General features: G+C 58.1%; 30 protein-coding genes. 24 read left to right on the top strand and 6 right to left on the bottom strand.

What is annotated here, in order from left to right; translation table 11 throughout:
- From AACV02_RS16070 to AACV02_RS16125, 12 genes are all read left to right on the top strand, one after another.
- The coding region (locus AACV02_RS16070; protein ID WP_218568280.1) for a hypothetical protein at window positions 1-257 on the top strand (257 nt) is incomplete at its 5' end.
- A 63-nt stretch (window positions 258-320) separates the two neighbouring features.
- A complete protein-coding gene (locus tag AACV02_RS16075) occupies window positions 321-623 on the top strand; it encodes a hypothetical protein (protein WP_003212724.1) in 303 nt (100 codons plus the stop codon).
- A gap of 161 nt (window positions 624-784) precedes the next feature.
- Entirely contained in the window at window positions 785-1,228 is a 444-nt protein-coding gene (locus AACV02_RS16080) for a septation protein IspZ (protein WP_119735622.1), read from the top strand.
- 219 nt (window positions 1,229-1,447) lie between these two features.
- Entirely contained in the window at window positions 1,448-1,714 is a 267-nt protein-coding gene (locus tag AACV02_RS16085; RefSeq protein ID WP_119735623.1) for a hypothetical protein, read from the top strand.
- A complete protein-coding gene (locus AACV02_RS16090; protein WP_119735624.1) occupies window positions 1,692-1,922 on the top strand; it encodes a hypothetical protein in 231 nt (76 codons plus the stop codon). The genes AACV02_RS16085 and AACV02_RS16090 overlap by 23 nt, the downstream gene beginning before the upstream one ends.
- Window positions 1,919-2,146, top strand: a complete 228-nt coding sequence (locus AACV02_RS16095) for a hypothetical protein (protein WP_119735626.1) — start codon at window positions 1,919-1,921, stop codon at window positions 2,144-2,146. Before AACV02_RS16090 ends, AACV02_RS16095 begins: the two co-directional genes overlap by 4 nt.
- Before the next feature lie 54 nt (window positions 2,147-2,200).
- Entirely contained in the window at window positions 2,201-3,364 is a 1,164-nt protein-coding gene (locus AACV02_RS16100; RefSeq protein WP_119735628.1) for a hypothetical protein, read from the top strand.
- A 55-nt stretch (window positions 3,365-3,419) separates the two neighbouring features.
- Complete coding sequence (locus AACV02_RS16105; RefSeq protein ID WP_119735630.1) at window positions 3,420-4,400, top strand: RecT family recombinase; 981 nt, start codon at window positions 3,420-3,422, stop codon at window positions 4,398-4,400.
- Complete coding sequence (locus AACV02_RS16110) at window positions 4,397-5,065, top strand: lambda exonuclease family protein (protein WP_119735633.1); 669 nt, start codon at window positions 4,397-4,399, stop codon at window positions 5,063-5,065. Before AACV02_RS16105 ends, AACV02_RS16110 begins: the two co-directional genes overlap by 4 nt.
- A 2-nt stretch (window positions 5,066-5,067) precedes the next feature.
- On the top strand, window positions 5,068-5,310 hold the full coding sequence (locus AACV02_RS16115; RefSeq protein WP_119735635.1) for a hypothetical protein: 243 nt from the start codon (window positions 5,068-5,070) through the stop codon (window positions 5,308-5,310).
- The gene (locus AACV02_RS16120; protein ID WP_119735637.1) at window positions 5,307-5,777 is read left to right on the top strand and encodes a hypothetical protein; all 471 of its coding nucleotides are present in this window, start codon (window positions 5,307-5,309) and stop codon (window positions 5,775-5,777) included. Before AACV02_RS16115 ends, AACV02_RS16120 begins: the two co-directional genes overlap by 4 nt.
- Window positions 5,778-5,846: 69 nt before the next feature.
- Window positions 5,847-6,197: a hypothetical protein gene (locus AACV02_RS16125; RefSeq protein ID WP_119735639.1), complete on the top strand. Its 351-nt coding sequence runs from the start codon at window positions 5,847-5,849 to the stop codon at window positions 6,195-6,197.
- On the opposite strand, the gene AACV02_RS16130 is transcribed toward AACV02_RS16125, so the two are convergent.
- Window positions 6,157-6,477: a hypothetical protein gene (locus tag AACV02_RS16130; RefSeq protein ID WP_119735642.1), complete on the bottom strand. Its 321-nt coding sequence runs from the start codon at window positions 6,475-6,477 to the stop codon at window positions 6,157-6,159. The two genes, AACV02_RS16125 and AACV02_RS16130, sit on opposite strands and share 41 nt — an antisense overlap.
- 108 nt (window positions 6,478-6,585) lie before the next feature.
- Between AACV02_RS16130 and yejK the strand changes: the two genes are divergently transcribed.
- Window positions 6,586-7,593, top strand: coding sequence for a nucleoid-associated protein YejK (yejK, locus tag AACV02_RS16135; RefSeq protein ID WP_119735644.1), 1,008 nt, complete (start codon window positions 6,586-6,588; stop codon window positions 7,591-7,593).
- Window positions 7,594-7,607: 14 nt separating this feature from the next.
- Here yejK and AACV02_RS16140 read toward each other — a convergent pair whose 3' ends face one another.
- The gene (locus tag AACV02_RS16140) at window positions 7,608-7,865 is read right to left on the bottom strand and encodes a hypothetical protein (protein ID WP_119735646.1); all 258 of its coding nucleotides are present in this window, start codon (window positions 7,863-7,865) and stop codon (window positions 7,608-7,610) included.
- A gap of 73 nt (window positions 7,866-7,938) precedes the next feature.
- Window positions 7,939-8,124 carry a hypothetical protein gene (locus AACV02_RS16145; RefSeq protein ID WP_119735649.1) on the bottom strand — a complete coding sequence of 62 codons (186 nt, stop codon included), beginning with the start codon at window positions 8,122-8,124 and terminating at the stop codon, window positions 7,939-7,941.
- A 96-nt stretch (window positions 8,125-8,220) separates the two neighbouring features.
- Between AACV02_RS16145 and AACV02_RS16150 the strand changes: the two genes are divergently transcribed.
- Window positions 8,221-8,610: a hypothetical protein gene (locus tag AACV02_RS16150; RefSeq protein WP_119735651.1), complete on the top strand. Its 390-nt coding sequence runs from the start codon at window positions 8,221-8,223 to the stop codon at window positions 8,608-8,610.
- Between the two features lie 24 nt (window positions 8,611-8,634).
- Window positions 8,635-10,185, top strand: a complete 1,551-nt coding sequence (locus AACV02_RS16155; protein WP_119735653.1) for a DNA cytosine methyltransferase — start codon at window positions 8,635-8,637, stop codon at window positions 10,183-10,185.
- Here the strand turns inward: AACV02_RS16155 and AACV02_RS16160 are convergent.
- The gene (locus AACV02_RS16160) at window positions 10,182-10,412 is read right to left on the bottom strand and encodes a hypothetical protein (RefSeq protein ID WP_119735858.1); all 231 of its coding nucleotides are present in this window, start codon (window positions 10,410-10,412) and stop codon (window positions 10,182-10,184) included. The genes AACV02_RS16155 and AACV02_RS16160 overlap by 4 nt on opposite strands.
- Before the next feature lie 261 nt (window positions 10,413-10,673).
- Here AACV02_RS16160 and AACV02_RS16165 point away from each other — a divergent pair, with 261 nt between their 5' ends.
- From AACV02_RS16165 to pbpG, 8 genes are all read left to right on the top strand, one after another.
- Entirely contained in the window at window positions 10,674-11,120 is a 447-nt protein-coding gene (locus tag AACV02_RS16165) for a hypothetical protein (RefSeq protein WP_119735656.1), read from the top strand.
- 80 nt (window positions 11,121-11,200) lie between these two features.
- Window positions 11,201-11,530, top strand: coding sequence for a hypothetical protein (locus AACV02_RS16170; protein WP_119735658.1), 330 nt, complete (start codon window positions 11,201-11,203; stop codon window positions 11,528-11,530).
- Between the two features lie 5 nt (window positions 11,531-11,535).
- Window positions 11,536-12,261 carry a morphogenetic protein gene (locus AACV02_RS16175; protein ID WP_372239718.1) on the top strand — a complete coding sequence of 242 codons (726 nt, stop codon included), beginning with the start codon at window positions 11,536-11,538 and terminating at the stop codon, window positions 12,259-12,261.
- Window positions 12,262-12,310: 49 nt separating this feature from the next.
- Window positions 12,311-12,595 carry a hypothetical protein gene (locus AACV02_RS16180; RefSeq protein WP_218568282.1) on the top strand — a complete coding sequence of 95 codons (285 nt, stop codon included), beginning with the start codon at window positions 12,311-12,313 and terminating at the stop codon, window positions 12,593-12,595.
- Between the two features lie 407 nt (window positions 12,596-13,002).
- Window positions 13,003-13,224 (top strand): hypothetical protein, encoded by a 222-nt coding sequence (locus AACV02_RS16185; RefSeq protein ID WP_119735662.1) that lies wholly within the window; start codon window positions 13,003-13,005, stop codon window positions 13,222-13,224.
- Window positions 13,225-13,226: 2 nt separating this feature from the next.
- The gene (locus AACV02_RS16190; RefSeq protein ID WP_256676495.1) at window positions 13,227-13,571 is read left to right on the top strand and encodes a hypothetical protein; all 345 of its coding nucleotides are present in this window, start codon (window positions 13,227-13,229) and stop codon (window positions 13,569-13,571) included.
- Window positions 13,472-14,677 carry a tyrosine-type recombinase/integrase gene (locus AACV02_RS16195; protein ID WP_256680261.1) on the top strand — a complete coding sequence of 402 codons (1,206 nt, stop codon included), beginning with the start codon at window positions 13,472-13,474 and terminating at the stop codon, window positions 14,675-14,677. The genes AACV02_RS16190 and AACV02_RS16195 overlap by 100 nt, the downstream gene beginning before the upstream one ends.
- A gap of 63 nt (window positions 14,678-14,740) precedes the next feature.
- Window positions 14,741-15,664, top strand: a complete 924-nt coding sequence (gene pbpG, locus AACV02_RS16200) for a D-alanyl-D-alanine endopeptidase (protein WP_106578962.1) — start codon at window positions 14,741-14,743, stop codon at window positions 15,662-15,664.
- Window positions 15,665-15,788: 124 nt separating this feature from the next.
- Here the strand turns inward: pbpG and AACV02_RS16205 are convergent, their stop codons facing one another.
- Window positions 15,789-16,451: a peptidase C39 family protein gene (locus tag AACV02_RS16205; RefSeq protein WP_119735666.1), complete on the bottom strand. Its 663-nt coding sequence runs from the start codon at window positions 16,449-16,451 to the stop codon at window positions 15,789-15,791.
- Window positions 16,452-16,662: 211 nt separating this feature from the next.
- Between AACV02_RS16205 and AACV02_RS16210 the strand changes: the two genes are divergently transcribed.
- The gene (locus tag AACV02_RS16210) at window positions 16,663-16,824 is read left to right on the top strand and encodes a hypothetical protein (RefSeq protein ID WP_164487950.1); all 162 of its coding nucleotides are present in this window, start codon (window positions 16,663-16,665) and stop codon (window positions 16,822-16,824) included.
- Here AACV02_RS16210 and AACV02_RS16215 read toward each other — a convergent pair.
- On the bottom strand, window positions 16,821-17,231 hold the full coding sequence (locus tag AACV02_RS16215) for a PA0061/PA0062 family lipoprotein (protein ID WP_106578850.1): 411 nt from the start codon (window positions 17,229-17,231) through the stop codon (window positions 16,821-16,823). The two genes, AACV02_RS16210 and AACV02_RS16215, sit on opposite strands and share 4 nt — an antisense overlap.
- Window positions 17,232-17,315 lie beyond the last annotated feature (84 nt).

Raw genomic sequence — 17,315 nt, forward strand, 5'->3', positions numbered from 1 at the left:
ATACAGCGATGAGCATGATCGAGGTGAGTAGAGACCATTTCTTCCAGGCAGTGGGCGGGCCGGAAAACATCCACCCCACTCCTTGGCCTGAATTCTCGGAATGGAAAAACATGAACACCCACGCAACTGTCGGCAGGTCGGAACCTGGTTACCTGAGCAGCTTTTTCAAGCCGAAGCGGTACTGGCTTGAGGAGTCGTTCGCCAGCCGCAAGCCGTTCAACCCTAAAGCGGGCCAACAAGACCTGTTCGCAGCATGACGGACCTTTTCACTGATGCCCATCCAGAGCGGTGGGCAGCGGGAAAACAACCGGAGCATGACCATGAACAAAGAACAGATTTACGACGCTCAGATCAGCCCGCTCATGCGGCAGGTCATTGCGATCTGTAAGGAACACGGCATCGCGATGATGGCGAGCTTTTCCATTGGCCACGATGGCGAAGGCCCGAACGGTGAAGACTGCTCGAATTTGACGTGCAACACGTTGCTGCCTGATGGAGCTGGCGAGCCATACTCTGTTTTTGCACAGGCGAACGCATTGATCCGCCGTAATGGACGGCCGGCTCCGCTGACGTTCACCACGGAACACGGCGACGGCTCCAAGACCATGACGGCAGTTATCTGAACAACCAGCGCCACGATAGCCTGTCGTTAAATGCCCGGTCACCTGCATGACAAAATTTTCGTACTTTATGGAGCCAATACAATCTAGTAGTTTAGAACTGAAACCCTAAACGTGAAACGGCATACCGCCGCTACATGATGAACACCTTAAGGTCTCGTAGAATGAGTGTGACAAAAAATTGGCTGAGTCTGTCCTTTGCGCTTTTGTGGCGCGCGTTTCTATTGTTCCAAATTTTCGGTTTGGTATTTGGTGTACTGCTTGGAAAACTCCTACTGCCGAGCTCATTCATCATATTGATTAAGCCTACAATTTTGTACGGATCATTAGCTCTGGTAGTAGTTATCGCTGAAGCCGGATTCAAGCTCAATCTACTTCAATGCATTTTTGGAAAACGTTTAAATCTGTCAAAACCACAATGGCGCATGTGTGCACTTTCACTGGCGTTGCTTCTCGCAACTATGGCTGTGTTGAACGTTGCGGTCGCTTTTTCCACGCCATTTGATCTTTGGCTTTACTACAAAGTTTTCGGCAGTCCGGTGATATTTGTTGCTGGCATATTCGCTATTTCTTGGATTGCCATCAGCAAGACCAGCATTCACCAGTAATCGCACCTCCCCTAGTGGTGGCTGACTGCTCTGAACAGGGCATCAGCTCCACCATTCCTACAGCAATGCATTGAGGACTCCCTGTCCTCTCATATCAATCCGATTTTTCGGATTCCCACCTCTACCCGTCAGCACTCCTCCCCCGCGCCCATCGGCAACCAGCGGGAGGCATGAGTGTTGACGAATACAGGTGAACAACCCGCCACTTTGGAGGTGACCATGCACCACAGCATCCAATCACGCCGCGACATTGTCGACGGTTTGCGTCAGCGCTCTCGTATCGCCACTGCCGACTTCTACCGGCTGATTGGGCGGCCGGAGCCCGTGGTCCACTTCAGGATGACGGTGAAGCCGGCGGGACGTGACTTCTTCCATGTGGTTGATACCCGGACCGATAAAGTGATGGGTTTCCGCCGCGATCACAACGAAGCCTGCGCCCTCGCCCGGAGCCTGGAGACTCGCCATGCCAACCAGCTACGCGGATAGCGCCCAGGCCAGGGAATCCGACAGGCGCTGGGATTTACCGAATTTCGGGAAGAAACAGCACGTCGACCTGTTCCACGAGTACACGGCTGACGACCTTGCTGAGCGCGAGGCTCGGCGCATCAAAGATCGCGCCAGCCTCAAGCTGCGCATAGGTTCCGCCATGGCTCATATGGAGCTTATCTGCCCGCCAGTAGGTAGTGTCGAATGAACGTAGCACAGAGAGACCATCAGATAGCCGTGGGCTGGATAGAGGCCGAGATCGAAAACCTTCTCCACGACGTAGGAAAGCCCAACGCGAGTGCGGCCGCAAGGTCATGCATCACCCTGGCGTTCATGCTGCGTGCCATCGACGAAGCTGAGCACCGCCATTACCAAGCGTGTATCGACAAGATCTTTGCCGACTACAACACCTCGCGTGCTTCCGCCGCATAACTCCAATCACTCCCACTACTTTCAATGCTGCGCCTGGCGCGGCGAGGGATCGTCATGTCCAAAAATACCAACCAAGCACCCGCACAAGAATCGCTTGAAGCGAGCAAAACCAAGGAATCCAAGAAGTCCATTGCCCCCGCTGTCGCCGTCACCGACATCGCGGAGTATCGGCCGCACGAGGAGCAAATCGTTCGCCTAGAGACAACCTACGGGAAACTGGTGGTTGACTGCTCGACCAGCGAAGGCTTGGCGAATGCAAAGGAGGTTCGCGTCGATATCCGCGACGTGCGTTATGCCCTGGCCAACACCACCAAAACGGCCCTGGCTCCCTACCAGCAGGCGGTTAAAGACGCCCAGGCTCGCGTCAACCAAGTAAAGGAGTTCGGCGAGACGCTGAAAGATCGAGTCTTGGCAATCGAGACTCCTGTTGACGAAGCAATCAAGGCCGAAGAAAAACGCGTAGCTGATGCCAAGGCAGAGCGCGAGCGTATCGAAGCGGAGCGTGTCGAAGCCATCCGGGCAAAGATTACCCGCTTCAGCTCTGTCGCTGCCGCATACGCAAGCCGCAGCGCTACCGACGTCGCAAGCGTTCTTCAGAATGTCAAAGACTCGGTAATTCTTCCCGAAGAATACGGCGAATTTGAAGCCGAAGGCACCATTGCTCGCGATAACGCCATTGAGCAGCTTGAAACGCTTCACAGGGCTGCAGTTGACCGTGAAGAGGCTGCCGCCAAGCTGTTGGCTCAGCAGAAAGAGCTCGACGAGCTGCGCGAGAAGCAACGTATCGCCGACGCTGAGGCTGATGAGCTGCGCAGACAGCGCGCCGAAGAAGACCGTCAGCGCTTGAAGAAACAGCAGGACGAGCTGGACCGGCAGCGCCGTGACATGGAAGCGCAGCAACGCCAGCAGCGTGAGCAGCAGGAGGAGCAGCAGCGCCAGCAGCGTGAACGTGACGCGCAGTATCAGCGCGATCAGGAAGAGCTGGCCCGTCTGCGCGCCCAGGCTGCTGCGCCCGCTCCAGCAGTAGCTGTCGTTGCGGCCCCAGTGATTACTGACCCAGCACAAGCGGTTGTAGCGGCAGTTGATCCGGCCCCAGCGGTGGACGAATTCGCTGACTCGAGCATTCCAAGCGCCAGCGAAGTGATCGAGGTCGTAGCCCTGGCCTTCTGTGTCACCAATGACGAGGCCTCTGCCTGGCTGCGTGCCATGTCGTTCTAAAGAACCCTGAAGCCACCCCGGAGGCCGACCAAAGTCGTCGGCTATGGAGTTAGCAATGAACGCCCAAACCCAAATTTCTACCGTACCAATGGACACCAGCCCGACAGGGCTGATCCTCAACCGCGACAGCATGCAGTCGATGACTGAGCTCGCGGGCATCATGGCTGGGGGCAAAACCACCCTGCCGAAACACTTTCACGGCAATACCGCCGACTGCATGGCAGTGATCATGCAGTCCATGCAGTGGGGAATGAACCCATTCCAAGTGGCGCAGAAGACCTTCATCGTCAACGGCGGCCAGCTGAGCTATGAAGCCCAGCTGGTCAACGCTGTCATCACCACGCGAGCCCCGACCATTGATCGAATCCACTACGAGTGGTTTGGCGACTGGGACAAGATCATTGGCAATTTCCGCGAGATTGAGAGCAAAAAACAAACGGATGACCACGGGCAACCGAAGAAGTACCGCGTCCCAAACTGGAACATCAATGACGAGAAAGGGCTGGGCGTCCGCGTTTGGGCTACGTTCGTGGGCGAGGATACCCCGCGCGAACTGACCACTTTGATGACTCAGGCACGCACCCGGAACTCGACGCTGTGGGCAGACGATCCGAAGCAGCAGATCGCCTACCTGGCCCTCAAAAAATGGGCTCGCCTGTACTGCCCTGACGTGATCCTTGGCGTATACACCCGCGAAGAACTGGACGACGGCTATACGCTGCCAGAAACAGACGTTACCCCGAGATCTACCAGCGAAAAGCCTGCTGACGTAGGTGCCGCCTCAGTACCCCAGGGCGACACTACAGAAGCGACTTCCGACCTTTTCGAACAGCTGAAAAAAATCGCTCAAGAGCAGGGCATTGAAGGCTATGAAAAAGCTTGGAAAGCACTGAAACCACAACAACGCGGCGCCATTGGCGTGACCCGTCACGGCGAACTGAAGGCCATTGCACAAACCATCGACGCCGAGTTCACAACTGTCAGTGATAGCGCCGACGCTGCCGCCGGCGTCGATAGTCAGGACGGTGCTCAATGAACGCCTCTGTAGACCTCCAGCGCACCGAGCAGTGGCATCAAGATCGCAGCGGGCGACTCACCGCCAGCCGATTCAAGGATGTTATTGCATGGGGCGACCGTGACAAACACGGCAAACGTAAGCCGCTTGCGGCCCGCACCACCTACATGCGCGAGTTGGCTTTTGAGCGCCTGGCCAACCGATCGAAACATTCGGTCAGCAGCAAGTCGATGGCCTGGGGAACCGAGGTTGAGCAGTCGAGCCACGACTTCTACGAAATCCTGACTGGTAACAGCGTCATCAAGTCGGGCTTCGTCGTTCATCCAAAATACGACTGGCTGGGCTGTTCGCCGGACGGCTTGATTGGCGAGGACGGGGGTCTTGAGTCGAAATGCCCATTCAATGAGGCCGTCCACGTCCGCACCTGGCTCGAAGGCATGCCCGAGGAACATAAGCCGCAGGTTCAGGGCTGCATGTTCGTCACGGGCCGAGAGTGGTGGGATTTCCTATCATTCGATCCACGCCAGGATGAAGACTGCCGGCTGTATATCGAGACCATCGAGCGCGATGAGGAGTACATCGCGATGCTTCATCAGGAACTCGTCCAGTTCAATCTGGAGCTTGGCAGGATGGTTGATGAAGTAGCGGACAAAGCCCGGGCGCAAGCCCATCGCCTAGGAGCCTGATCATGATCAGTAACCTGAAATCAGACATCGAGTTTCGGCGCGAGAAAGCGCTGGAGCTTTCCAGTCAGGTTTGTCGGCACTTGGCCGCCGGCGGGAAGATCACAATCGGCGAGAGCCCGGCGATCAATCCAGAGCCGGCCAAGCGTAAGGAAGTGATCGACCCTGCGACCATTCTCAAGCGCCGCAAGCCACCCATCACCCGGGCCGAGCGTGAGGCGCTGCGCAAACTTGCGGAGGCATTATGAGCAAACGCAAGCCCCATAACCTGCAGGCGCGCACGGCCCGGTCGTGCCGCTCGCTGCTCGCAACCAATCACGTCGCCGTGGTCAACATCGACCCCAGTGGCCGCCAGGGCATGATCAACTACAAATCGCTCAAAAACATTGCGCCGGGGAAGATCGGCCAGGCCGTCTGCGGAATTCCCCACCGGTGGACGATCTACCTCAGCGCGCTTTGCATCGACGCCCGCGGCGACCGCTACAGCAAATCGGTGGAAGTTGCGCCCGATGGCGTCTACCTCTCAGACCACCTGGAAGACGTGATCGAGCATTGCTACAAGAAGCTGCGCGACGAGGCCAATCAAAGCCAGATGGTGGCTTCGGGCTGGATCGCTATACCCGAAGCGATATCGCTGGAAGAGGCGCACGCCGCGCGGATCTTCGAAGCTGTCGGCGCGTGGAACCAGGTAAAGGTCGATTCATGCGCCGCATAGCCCGCACCCAGCAACGCAAACGACAAACCTGGCTCGCACTGCCGGCCAGCGGAATAGAAGAGGTAGGCCATGGCCAAATCAGTACAGGAGCGGTCAGCCAAAGCTGCGCAAAAGCGCCTGGCGGTCGCCGAGAAGGAACTGCGGCACAAAGTCAGGCCGGGAATCGAGCAGGCCATGGAGCGTATCCGGCTGCGCGGCCAGGTGCCGATCATCAGCGAGGTCCTGCAGATCGCCATTATGAAGATGGACTTGATGGCAGACGACGATCTTGCGGCGTTCTTAAGTTATCCGCGCCACGAAATCCTGATTGACGAAAACGTGGCGCTGGAATTCAGAAATCAAAGCTTGGCCGAGATTAGGCGCGACCCAGGTGACGAAGTTATAGCTCCAGATCAGCTTCAATCGGGGCTCCATGGTTGATGGTGCCAAACCATTCAAACTGACCGATCGTTTTTAAAGCTGCACGCTTGATGCCTTCAGCGACCTCATCGAATTCTTCAATTGAGGGGCACAGTTCGAATGTGCAGCAGCAGCTGTTGGAATCGTAGAACAGGCTAATCACCCGGCTTTGCAATCCCGTTTTTGCAATGGCAACACAGAAACTCAGCATCTCGGCTAACTCATTTGCTTTGCCATGCCTTGTATCGATGTCTATGCCAAATGCTTTCATTGAGTCTACGGACACTTCACCTGCATACATTTGTTAGCTCCTTGAGTCGGCTCCATGCCGAACCCCAGATATTACCCAAGCCAAACCAAATTGCCACCTCCGGACACCGGAGGGCGGCGCCTACCTGAGGTAAACGCAATGCCCGTACTCCACAGCGTAATCCACAAGATCGACAAGAAGCCCGACGGCACACCGGCAGCTCTTCACCTGGCAAGCGTCGAACAGGTAGATAGCCAGTCTCGCGACGACCTGATACAGCAGCTCAACGAAAGCTACAACGCCATCACCGGCAAGGCCTGGGGCTTCTTTCACCATGAATCAGGCGCTCATCCGTTCAGCGGATGGCTCGGCAAGTACCTGGCTGGCGTCGGAGACTTCCTCAAGTTCAGCACAATCGCTGTCGAGCACCTGATCAGGCTGATGGAAGAATCGAACCTCAGCACCGGCGGGCACGCCCTCTTCTGCCACTACCAGCAAGGCATGACCGAATACCTGGTCATCGCCCTGGTACAGGAAACCGAGGCGGTGACCATGACCGAAGGGCTCAACCTGATGACGGTGAAGCGCCTCGACCTGGATCACATCCGCCTGGCTGCACGCATCAATATAAGCGAGTGGCAGAACAACCCGCAGTCGAAGCAGTACATCTCGTACCTCAAGGGCAAACAGGGCCGTCGGATCAACGAATATTTCCGCGACTTCATCGGCTGCCAGGAAGGAATCGACGGCCCAGGCGAAACCAGGACGCTGCTCAAGGCGTTCAGTGACTTTGTTGAAAGCGAGGATCTGCCAGAAGAGTCGGCACGCGAGAAGACCCAGGCGCTGGTCAGCTACTCCATGGCCCAGGCCAAACTGGGCGAGCCGATCGCGCTCAACGAACTGTCGAGCCTGGTCGACGAAGACCGGCCGAAGAACTTCTACGACTTCATCAAGGCCAAGGACTACGGGCTTTCCGAGACCCTGCCTCCGGACAAGAGGACGCTCAACAAATTCCGGCGCTTCACCGGACGGGCTGAGGGGATGTCGATTAGCTTCGAAGCGCACCTACTGGGCGACAAGATCGAGTTCGACGAAGCCGGCGGCACGCTGACGCTGCGTGGGCTGCCGACTCAGCTCACCGAACAACTTAAACGCGCCTCTCTCTAACTTTCGGGACGGTGTTAGTCGGGGACGATGGTTAAATGAGCAAAATGGTTGTCATCGACAACCATCGCGCGACCTCCTTCCGTCTCCGAGATACGGCCTAAATATTTGGCGGTCGCCCCGGCTGTATGGACCTCGTCACCATCAATCCGATATAGAAGCTCTCCGGAATTGCTTCGCACGAACTCGTCCTCATCGATACGACCAATCAGCGGTGCTATTGGGCCTCGGCCCGCGTAGACGTTATATCGGCCCTTTGTGAAATCGATAGCCATCTGACTCTCCTTGATCCGGCTCCATGCCGGTCACCCGTAATACCCCATATCAACGAATCGTGCCAGCCGCGCACTATCGCGCCAATGGCTCCGAATACTCGTCGATCTGGTTTCTGTAGCTCGCAAGGTCGATTATCTGTCGCAAGCAGATCAAGACTTCAAGCTTCTGCTTGTCGTCGGGAATGCCTATCCGCTTCAGCATCGCGCGTGCGTCTTCCTCGATTGCTGCGAGTGCATCCATATCGCTTTGCAGTCTCATATCGGCCTCCTGCCAGGTTGAGCTACGCAGATACCAATAGCCCACAAACTCACTTCACGCCAGCCCGCGAGGCAGGCGCACGCTTGGAGAAAACCCATGAGCACCTTTGCAGTTTTTGGAATGACCCTCGATGTCGCCATGGCTGAGGCCCGGAAGACTGTCAAAACGACGCGGCCCGACCCGAAGCGGCCCGGACACAAGATTGAGTTATCGGTTGATGACTGGCTGATCAAGGTCACCCAGAAGGCCGAACAGATCATGGGGGGGGTCAGGATAAAGCAGCTCAGCCCGCTCTTCGACGCACCGCAGTATGCAGAGCACTTCATTGAGCTGGCACGCAAGGGCAGTAAGTGCCGCGACATGCGAATAAAGGCCAAGCGTACGCTGGTCGACGCCCAGGGCGAACCGATCATCAACCCGAAGACGAAGGCGCCGAAGGTTGGTTTTTCGGAGTGGCCGCCAAAGCAGCAAGACCAGGCAGCCTAACCCACCCAGACATCGAGAACCGCCATGACAATCACCTACGGCTCTGTTTGCTCCGGCATCGAGGCTGCAACACAAGCGTGGCACCCTCTGGGCATGCGCGCCGCCTGGTTCGCCGAGATTGAGCCGTTCCCCTCGGCGGTCCTGGCCCACCACTTCCCCAACGTGCCGAACCACGGCGACATGACCAAGCTGGCCGCACTGGTGCTGGCCGGAAAGATCCCGGCGCCGGACGTGCTGGTCGGAGGCACCCCGTGCCAGGCATTCAGCGTGGCCGGTATGCGCGAAGGCCTCACCGACCCCCGCGGCGCCCTCACCATCAAATACGTGGAGCTTGCAGATGCAGTTGACTATGTTCGCGCCGGCCAGCGAAAGCCCGCCAGCGTTATCGTCTGGGAGAACGTCCCCGGCGTCCTCAGCGACAAAGGGAACGCCTTCGGATGCTTTCTTGGCGCGCTTGCTGGGGAAGACTGCGAGCTGCAGCCTCCAGGGAAAAAATGGCAGGACGCTGGTTGTGTGTATGGACCCAAAAGAACAATCGCGTGGCGGGTCCTGGACGCCCAATATTTCGGCCTGGCCCAACGACGCCGTCGTGTGTTCGTTGTCGCAAGTGCTCGAGACGGGTTCGATCCCACCGAGGTACTTTTTGAGCGCGAAGGCGTGCGCCGGGATACTGCGCCGCGCCGAGGCGAGGGGCAAGACGTTACCGGAACAGCTCCTTTCGGCCCTGCGCTCCAGTGTGGGTGTGGATGCGTCTTCGCTGAATCCCTAGGCCAGTACGGCTGCCCAAACTGCGAAGGTGACGAAGGTCCGGCGGTCGATATGTTTGGCGGTATTCCAGCGTTCGGCGGCCACAGCCTTGGCGGCTCGATCGAGCGCGCAGCCACGCTAACGGCCAAAGACAGCCGGCTCGACATCGAGAGTGAAACGTTCCTCATCGCGCCGACGCTTGCCGGCGGCGGCCGGAAGAACGGTGGCTACTCCTACGATGATGTGCCCTGCGTCGCCGCGACACTCGACGCAAGCTATGGCCGGCTTCAAGGCTGTTCCGGGCAGGACGCGAACCACGGCCACAGCCATCTGGTAGTGCATGGCACGCAAGATCCCTGTGTAAGTGTTGAACTGGCGCATGCCCTCGGCCGTAACAACGGTGGTGAGAATGCGGTGCTGGCCTTCACCCAGAACAGCCGAAGCGAGGTTCGATACATCGGCGCAGATGGACAGATCGTCGGCGCGCTCGCCGCCGAGGCAGGAGCTCAGCAACAGAACTACCTGGCCTACTCCACAAAACTACACCACACCTCGGCCTGCGGCGCGGGCAAATGGTACGAGGAATACACAGCCTCTCTGGATGCATGCAGCCCGCCGCCGGCACTGTTGACCCCGTCACAGGTGCGGCGCCTCACTCCCGTCGAGTGTGAGCGCCTCCAGGGCATGGCCGACGACTACACCCTGATCCCCTGGCGCGGCAAGCCAGCTAGCGAGTGCCCGGACGGCCCCCGCTACAAGGCGATCGGCAACAGCAAGGCCGTCACCGTCGTTCGATGGATCGGTCGGCGCCTTCTGCAGCAGCTTTAAGCCCGCTCGGCAATCAGCCTGGCGCCAACTTCGCGCCCAGCCACCTGCGCCAGGCCACGATCAACATAGGCTCGGTCACCCGCGACAACCGGTACCACCACCTCACCACCGCGCTTTACCTCGACGTTGATACGCCAGGTCTCCCGGCCTTCCTCGTCCTTGTCACACTCCATGTAGTTCCAAACCTGAAAGCCTTCGATCTCATCGTAAATATCGTGCTTGGTCATGGTCCAGCCCATTTAGAGGAAGGGGCCATCGTAGCTCAAAGCCAGCCGGTACGGATGATCTCGGAAATCAGGCGAAGGATGGCGGCGATCAGGTTGATCCATTCGGTCAGCCGTTTCATTTTCAGCACCGCTTAGTTGAGGTGCTAATGATTCTTATGTCACGACGAATTCGGTTGTATACCCGCCGTTTGTAGTCGCGCCCCCTACAACTCCCCCACTCCCCCCCTCCACCGCCCGGGCATGGCCCGGCAAGGACTCCCCATGCCCACCCATCAAGACGAAACCCTTCCGCAGCGATACGCCAGAGAGCATCAGGACTACCTGAAGCTCTGCGGCAGCATGACTGCCGAGCAAGTGGCTGACATTCAGTTGCAGCTGCACAATTCGCTCGCCCGCGAGCAAGCCCTGCAACAGCGCCTGACCGCAGCGGATCAGCAGATCGATGAATTGACCCAGGAGCGCGAGAGGCTGATCGCGTATGGCCGCAGCTGCGGACTTGATGAGGCTTCCACGCTTTGTAGCCGCTTAGCCTACGACACCTATTACCCGACCGGCAGCCGCTTCAAACACTTCATACCGAAGGCTCTGGAGCAGCAGGGCAATCTGCTTATCAAAGCAGCTAACGCCATAGCCTCTCTGCCAGACGGGCCTTACGAACGCTTCAAGGCGCGCCAGGCAAAGCAGGAAGAATCTGCCAAAGCCCGATAGGAGTACATCCGTACTCCTCCCGCAAAACCTGTAACCCCTCCCCCTTCAAAGTCAGCCGCTATAGCGGCAAGGACGAAGTCATGCCTGAAGAAATCAAATTGATCCAGCCAGCCCCGGTAGTACGCGATGAATACGGCATGTTCGCTCACCACGATATGCCCTACTTCGACGAGGGCGACTGTGATAAGTGCAAGGCCTGGATCGCTACACAGGGCTTGCAGGTGAAGATGGTGAGCCTCGAATACCACAGTGACGAAGCTGTCTCTGAGCGCTATTTCGAAGCAGGCGACCCGGACTGCAGCTACTGGGAGCCGGATCGGCCTGATGGCGAAGGCTGGTTCTGCCTGGCAATTCACGACACGGACGATGGCCCGGTTTGCTGGTGGGCACGCCGGGAGGTGACCCCGTGAACCAAATCAAAGAACGGCCGATCCTTTTCTCGGCGCCGATGGTGCGCGCCATCCTGGAAGGCCGGAAGACGGTCACGCGGCGGGTAATGAAGTCGCAGCCCGACGCCGACGCCACCATCACTGTCGAGTTGTACAACGTAGCTGTAACGAATCGTCACGGCTATCAAGAGGCAGGGGCAGAGATCTTTGGCGCCTGGTGGCGCGATGGCGAGTCTGGGTGCAAGTGTCCGTACGGAAAGCCCGGCGACCGACTGTGGGTGCGCGAGACCTTCGCCTTGCTCGGCAACGAGGACGGCTGCTGTATCGACTGGCAAGACAACTTGGTCAAAGGCGACGAACAGGGTGCGGCACGGATCTACCGGGCAAGCTGTCCGCCGGGCGACTACGGGCTGAATCAGATTCCAGCGAAAGCGGAATGGAAGCCAGATACTGAAGCCATGGAGTATGACGGCGCATGGCGCCCGAGTATTCACATGCCGCGCTGGGCCAGCCGCATCCTGCTGGAGATCACCGACGTGCGCGTCGAGCGGCTGCAGGACATCACCACCGAGCAGGCTGCGGCCGAGGGAGTTCACCGAGGCCCGCTTCGTGAGTGGTGCGCGAGCGACGAAGGTGGCGCCTGCCACAAGTACCCGGTTCCAGCATTCCGCGACTTGTGGCAATCCGTCGGTGGAAACTGGGACGCCAACCCGTGGGTCTGGGTGGTCGAGTTCAAGCGGGTGACGCCATGATCGCCACCCTCTGGTTCGCCTACGTCTTCATCTACAAGGGGCCTGAGTAATGGCCTGCTACCGGATCTACGACAAGAACCGCAAGCCGATGGGGCATCTATGTGGCGACCTGGGCCCGTACTGTGCTGAATGCGGTGATGTTGGGACTCAGCTTTGCGACTACCCGGTTGGAGACGGCAAGACCTGCGACAGGCCGGTCTGTGAGTACCACGCGGCCGAGGTAGCGCCCAGCGTCGACTACTGCCCTGCACACCACGCCGAATGGAAAGCCTTTCGCGATTCCGGTGGCGTGAAACGGGAACTCGAAAACGTCGTCCCGTTCAAGGGCGCCTAATCCCAATCCCCCTTCATGCCTGCCGGTGAGCGGCGGGCGAGGATATCTGCATGCCTGAAATAAATAATGACGACCAAGCCCTTGCCGCTTTCGTGGGATTGCTTCCATGCCCCCTGTGCGCCGCAGACGCAAAAATATCCAGGCCCTATGGATCGGTTTGCGTGATCTGCACCGGCTGCCACCTGGTGATAAGCGACCACGACGGAAAGAGCGCGATTGCCAAATGGAATACACGGACGCGAGGCGACGTAAGCGACAACTGGAAACTGGTACCTACGTTGCCAACCTTGAAAGTTTTGAAGGTCGCCGAAGACTTGGGCCACCCGGACGGTTACGAATTCTACAAAGGCATGCTAGCAGCCCTACCTTAACCCACCTTCTGCCGCCCAGCGCGGCAAGGACAACACATGTACGCAATAAAACTCACCCTGCTGATGCTGGGCGTTCTGCTCTACGTGTCAGCCACGGCCTGCTGGTTCTTTTGGATCGGCCCCTGCCTGCTCATGGATGGCGAGACGGCAGACATCCTCGGTGCCTTTGCAGGCACGTGCATCTGGCTGCTGATCACTTTCGGCATTTTCATCCACATCATAAAGACAGCTCGGCCCACGGCGGCCGGCGGGAGGTAGCTATGCCTGAGCCACAAGAAAGACCAGAAGCGTTTCAGCTCGACAAAGTGCCCGAGGCGCGTATGGCCGAAATCATTGGCACCACCAAGCGCGCCCTGGAAGGCAAGCGGGATCGCGGCGTCATCCCTGAGGGTGTGTGGAACAAGATAGATGGTCGGATTTTTTATAGCTTAAGGAGATATGAAGCATGGCTAGAAAGCCAATGGGCCTGCCCACAGGAGTTGAATTCGCTGGCCAGTCCGTTCGCATTCGGTTCACCTGGCGCGGCGAGCGACGCTGCGAGACTCTCGCACACCCACAAACACCAAAAGGGATTAAAGCGGCAGCCGATCTACGCGATCAAGTAATAAGCCTGGCAAAGCATGGGGTTCTGGATGATCAGCGCTACGCTGAACTTTTCCCGAACTCTAGTTACATGCCAATTTCACTGACAATGACGTTCGGCGAGTACGCCCAGGCTTGGATCAACAGCCTAGAGATCGTGCCCGGCACGCGCAGAAACTATCGTGCAACGATCAACACCTACTGGATGCCGTGGCTCGGTCAGCTCCCGATCACGGCAATCACCACCATGGTGCTGCGCAGGATCATCAGCGAAACCGTATGGGAAACCCAATCGATTAAACGTGAATCCATAGCCCGGGTCACCTCGCTGCTCAAGGCCGCGGTGCAAGATGAGTTAATCGACCGCAACCCGGCGACACCGATCAAGCTGCCGAAGAAGGCAAAAAAGCAGGTGGACCCGTTTTCTGGTGTTGAGGCGACTGCAATCATTGACTGGATGTATGCGAACTTCAGTAAGCCTGGCGCGCGGATATTCGCGGCCTACTTTGAGTTCGCTTTTTTCAGCGGGATGAGGACAGGAGAGATAGCGGCTTTGCGCTGGGGCGAGGTCGACATGGATACGCGCACCGCGCACGTATGCCGCATCGTTGTGGACGGGGAAGTAGAAGAGCGTACCAAGACGAAGTACGCTAGAACGGTAATGCTCAACAGTCGTGCTCTGAATGCCTTGCGGCAGGCCAGGCAAATCGCCGACGACCGCTTGCTACAGCGGAGGAGGATCAAAACAGAGTCGCCGTATGTTTTCCCGCCTTCGGGCAGTTCGGATTTTATCGGTCGACCCTCCCAGACCGGAGAGCAGTTCGCCAAGGCACTGGCTGCTCTGGAAATACGGCCTCGGCCCCAGTACAACTGCCGCCATACCTATGCCACTATGTGTTTGATGGCTGGAATGAACTCTGCCTTCATCGCGGGACAGCTTGGGCACAGCATCCAAGTGCTGTTGACGACCTATGCAAAGTGGCTTTCGTCAACCACGGACTGGTCAGAAGTCGGAAAGCTTGAGCAGGCAATGATTGGTACAAAATCGGTACAACCCTTACCAATCATCGGCTTACAGCCTTTATTTAAAGGCCTCTATCGCTTTCTGATCCATACTCCTAAAATGTAACGGCATTTGTCATATAACCCGTTCCTGAACGGTATTTCCTTACTTTTTAGCGAGTTCACCCGCGTGAAAATTCGTCTCTCTATTGTCAGCCTATTTTTTGTATTTACAGGCACCTTCGCGCACGCAGCCGAAACCACTCTGGCCCCGCGCGACACCTCCAAACTGCAGATCGCTTCCGGCAGCGCCATGCTGGTTGACCTGCAGACCAACAAAGTCATCTATTCCAGCAACCCCGACGTGGTCGTGCCCATCGCATCCGTCAGCAAACTGATGACCGGCCTGATCGTGCTTGAAGCCAAGCAGAACATGGACGAGTACATCGACATCAACATTAAAGACACGCCAGAAATGAAAGGCGTGTTCTCGCGCGTGAAAATCGGCAGCGAAATGCCGCGCAAGGAAATGCTGCTGATTGCCCTGATGTCTTCGGAAAACCGCGCCGCCGCCAGCCTGGCCCACCACTACCCAGGCGGCTATCCAGCCTTTATTGCCGCAATGAACGCCAAGGCCAAAGCCCTGGGCATGACCAGCACGCACTATGTCGAACCCACCGGGCTGTCGATTCACAACGTGTCCACTGCGCGCGACCTGAGCAAGCTGCTGGCCTATGCGCGCAAGTTTCCGATGCTGAGTCAGTTGAGCACCACCAAGGAGAAGACCGTGTCGTTTCGCAAACCCAACTACACCCTGGGTTTCTCCAACACTGACCACCTGATCAACCGCGCCAACTGGGACATCAAGTTGACCAAGACCGGTTTCACCAACCAGGCCGGCCACTGCCTGGTGCTGGTCACCAGCATGAGTAACCGCCCAGTGTCGTTGGTGATTCTGGATGCCTTTGGCAAGTTCACCCACTTTGCCGATGCCGGGCGTATTCGCAACTGGGTTGAAACCGGCAAGAGCGGCTCAGTGCCGGACGTAGCGCTGCGCTACAAGGCTGACAAAAACCTGAAGAACCGCCCTAACGCCGCAGAAGTGCGTCGCTAGGCACCACAGTGTCAATGTGGGAGCGGGCATGCTCGCGAAGGCGGTGGGTCAGTCATGAATGTATCGACTGAGACTCGGCTTTCGCGAGCAAGCCCACTCCCACCTGTTTGGATCTGCGTTGCCTTTACTTGCGTTCCGCCAACACCTTGAGCGCCTGCGCCGCTGCCTGCTCCTGGCCGGCTTGGGCGGTGGCGTTCGCCGCCGCCTGCCAGCGCTGCGCATCCACATTCGCCGGCAACTGGCTCGGGCGCTGAGTCAGGATGGCCCAGTTGCCTGCGCTCTTCCACGCTGACTCAAAGTCGCTGAAGCTCATCAACAAACGCCGGTCCATGCCCGAGCGCAACAGCACCGTGCTCTTCTGTTGATTGAACCCCACCACCACGACATAGCGCGTGCCAGACCAAAAGCTCGGGTTAATCCGCGCCATCACCGGGTAACCCGCCGCCACCTGCGCCAGCACGGCAGTCAGTTGGTTGTCCAGCGGATACACCATCAGCCCGTATTCACGCGCCAGCACCTGCATGTTGCGCTCCAGGTCCGCCTCGCCGCCTGGCAAGTGCAGAGGCTTATCGAGCAAACCGGGTGTCATGACAATGCCTTGTTGCGACAGCATGCTGGCTAAAGCCGAGGGGCCACTCAGGTAAGCCTCGCTGCGAAAGGTCGGCACGCCGTTGAGTTCGACACGCTCCGGCAGACCCGCCAGCCTCGACGGATGCCCGGAACAGGCCGCGAGCCCCAGGGCGCAGGCCAGCAGCAGGGATGTTTTAACGTTCGACCGTAACCGCAATTTTTTACTCTCTTGATCGACTGCCGGTAAGGGCCCTGATCATAGGATGCTCCGCAAGGCGGGTATAGCCCGAGGCGTCAGTAAAATGCGCTGGATAGAGCAAACAAGTTGGATGGACTCGACCATTGGTCAATAGCAGGCAACCGCCAGGTAGCTAGACTGTCCATTGAGAAGACTGTGTGTGCCCCCTGCGGGGCGAAAGGAGGCCCTAATGAGCCTTGCAACAACGATTTTCCTGTTGATCTGCGGTTGGCTGGCGGTAGCCAGCGCCATGTTGTGGGGGGTCATGCGCGTAACTCGCCGGCATCACCACCCCCACGTCAAACCCGCTGCACCGGCCGAACACCCCAAGGCTGCAGCGCATCACGCCTAGCCGGGCATGCAATTGAAGTCTTGAGTCGCTGCCACTTCCTTGCCGTGCCCGTCCTTGAGGACGGCACGCACGGTGGTGCCCAGGCTCGATTCGGTCAGGGTGTAATGCTCACCCGCCTGGAAATGCTTGTACTCGACCCGGCCCTGGCAGTCCTGCTGATTGTCATCGCCTGCCTCCTCCTCGAATAAGGTCACATCCAGGCGATGGTCACCCGGTGTCACCTCGAAAAAGCGCCCGTCGTCCACGCGCTTGCCGTCGACACGCTCGGCCATCAGGTCGTTCGGTGCCTCTTCTTTCAAACCAATCCAGGCTTCGCTCGGGTCAGCCTTGGGAATCGGACCGGCGCAGGCCGACAACAACAAAACAGCACCAAGGGCTGGAATCAACAACAACGGTTTAAGTGACATGGCAGGGCTCCAAAGGACATCAGAAAAAAACGTTGGACGGCGTACAAATGTGTCGCGTCCGATGGGAGACAAGCTTGGAGAGCT

Source organism: Pseudomonas sp. Larv2_ips (genome assembly GCF_963879675.1).
In the GTDB taxonomy this organism is placed as follows: Bacteria; Pseudomonadota; Gammaproteobacteria; order Pseudomonadales; family Pseudomonadaceae; genus Aquipseudomonas.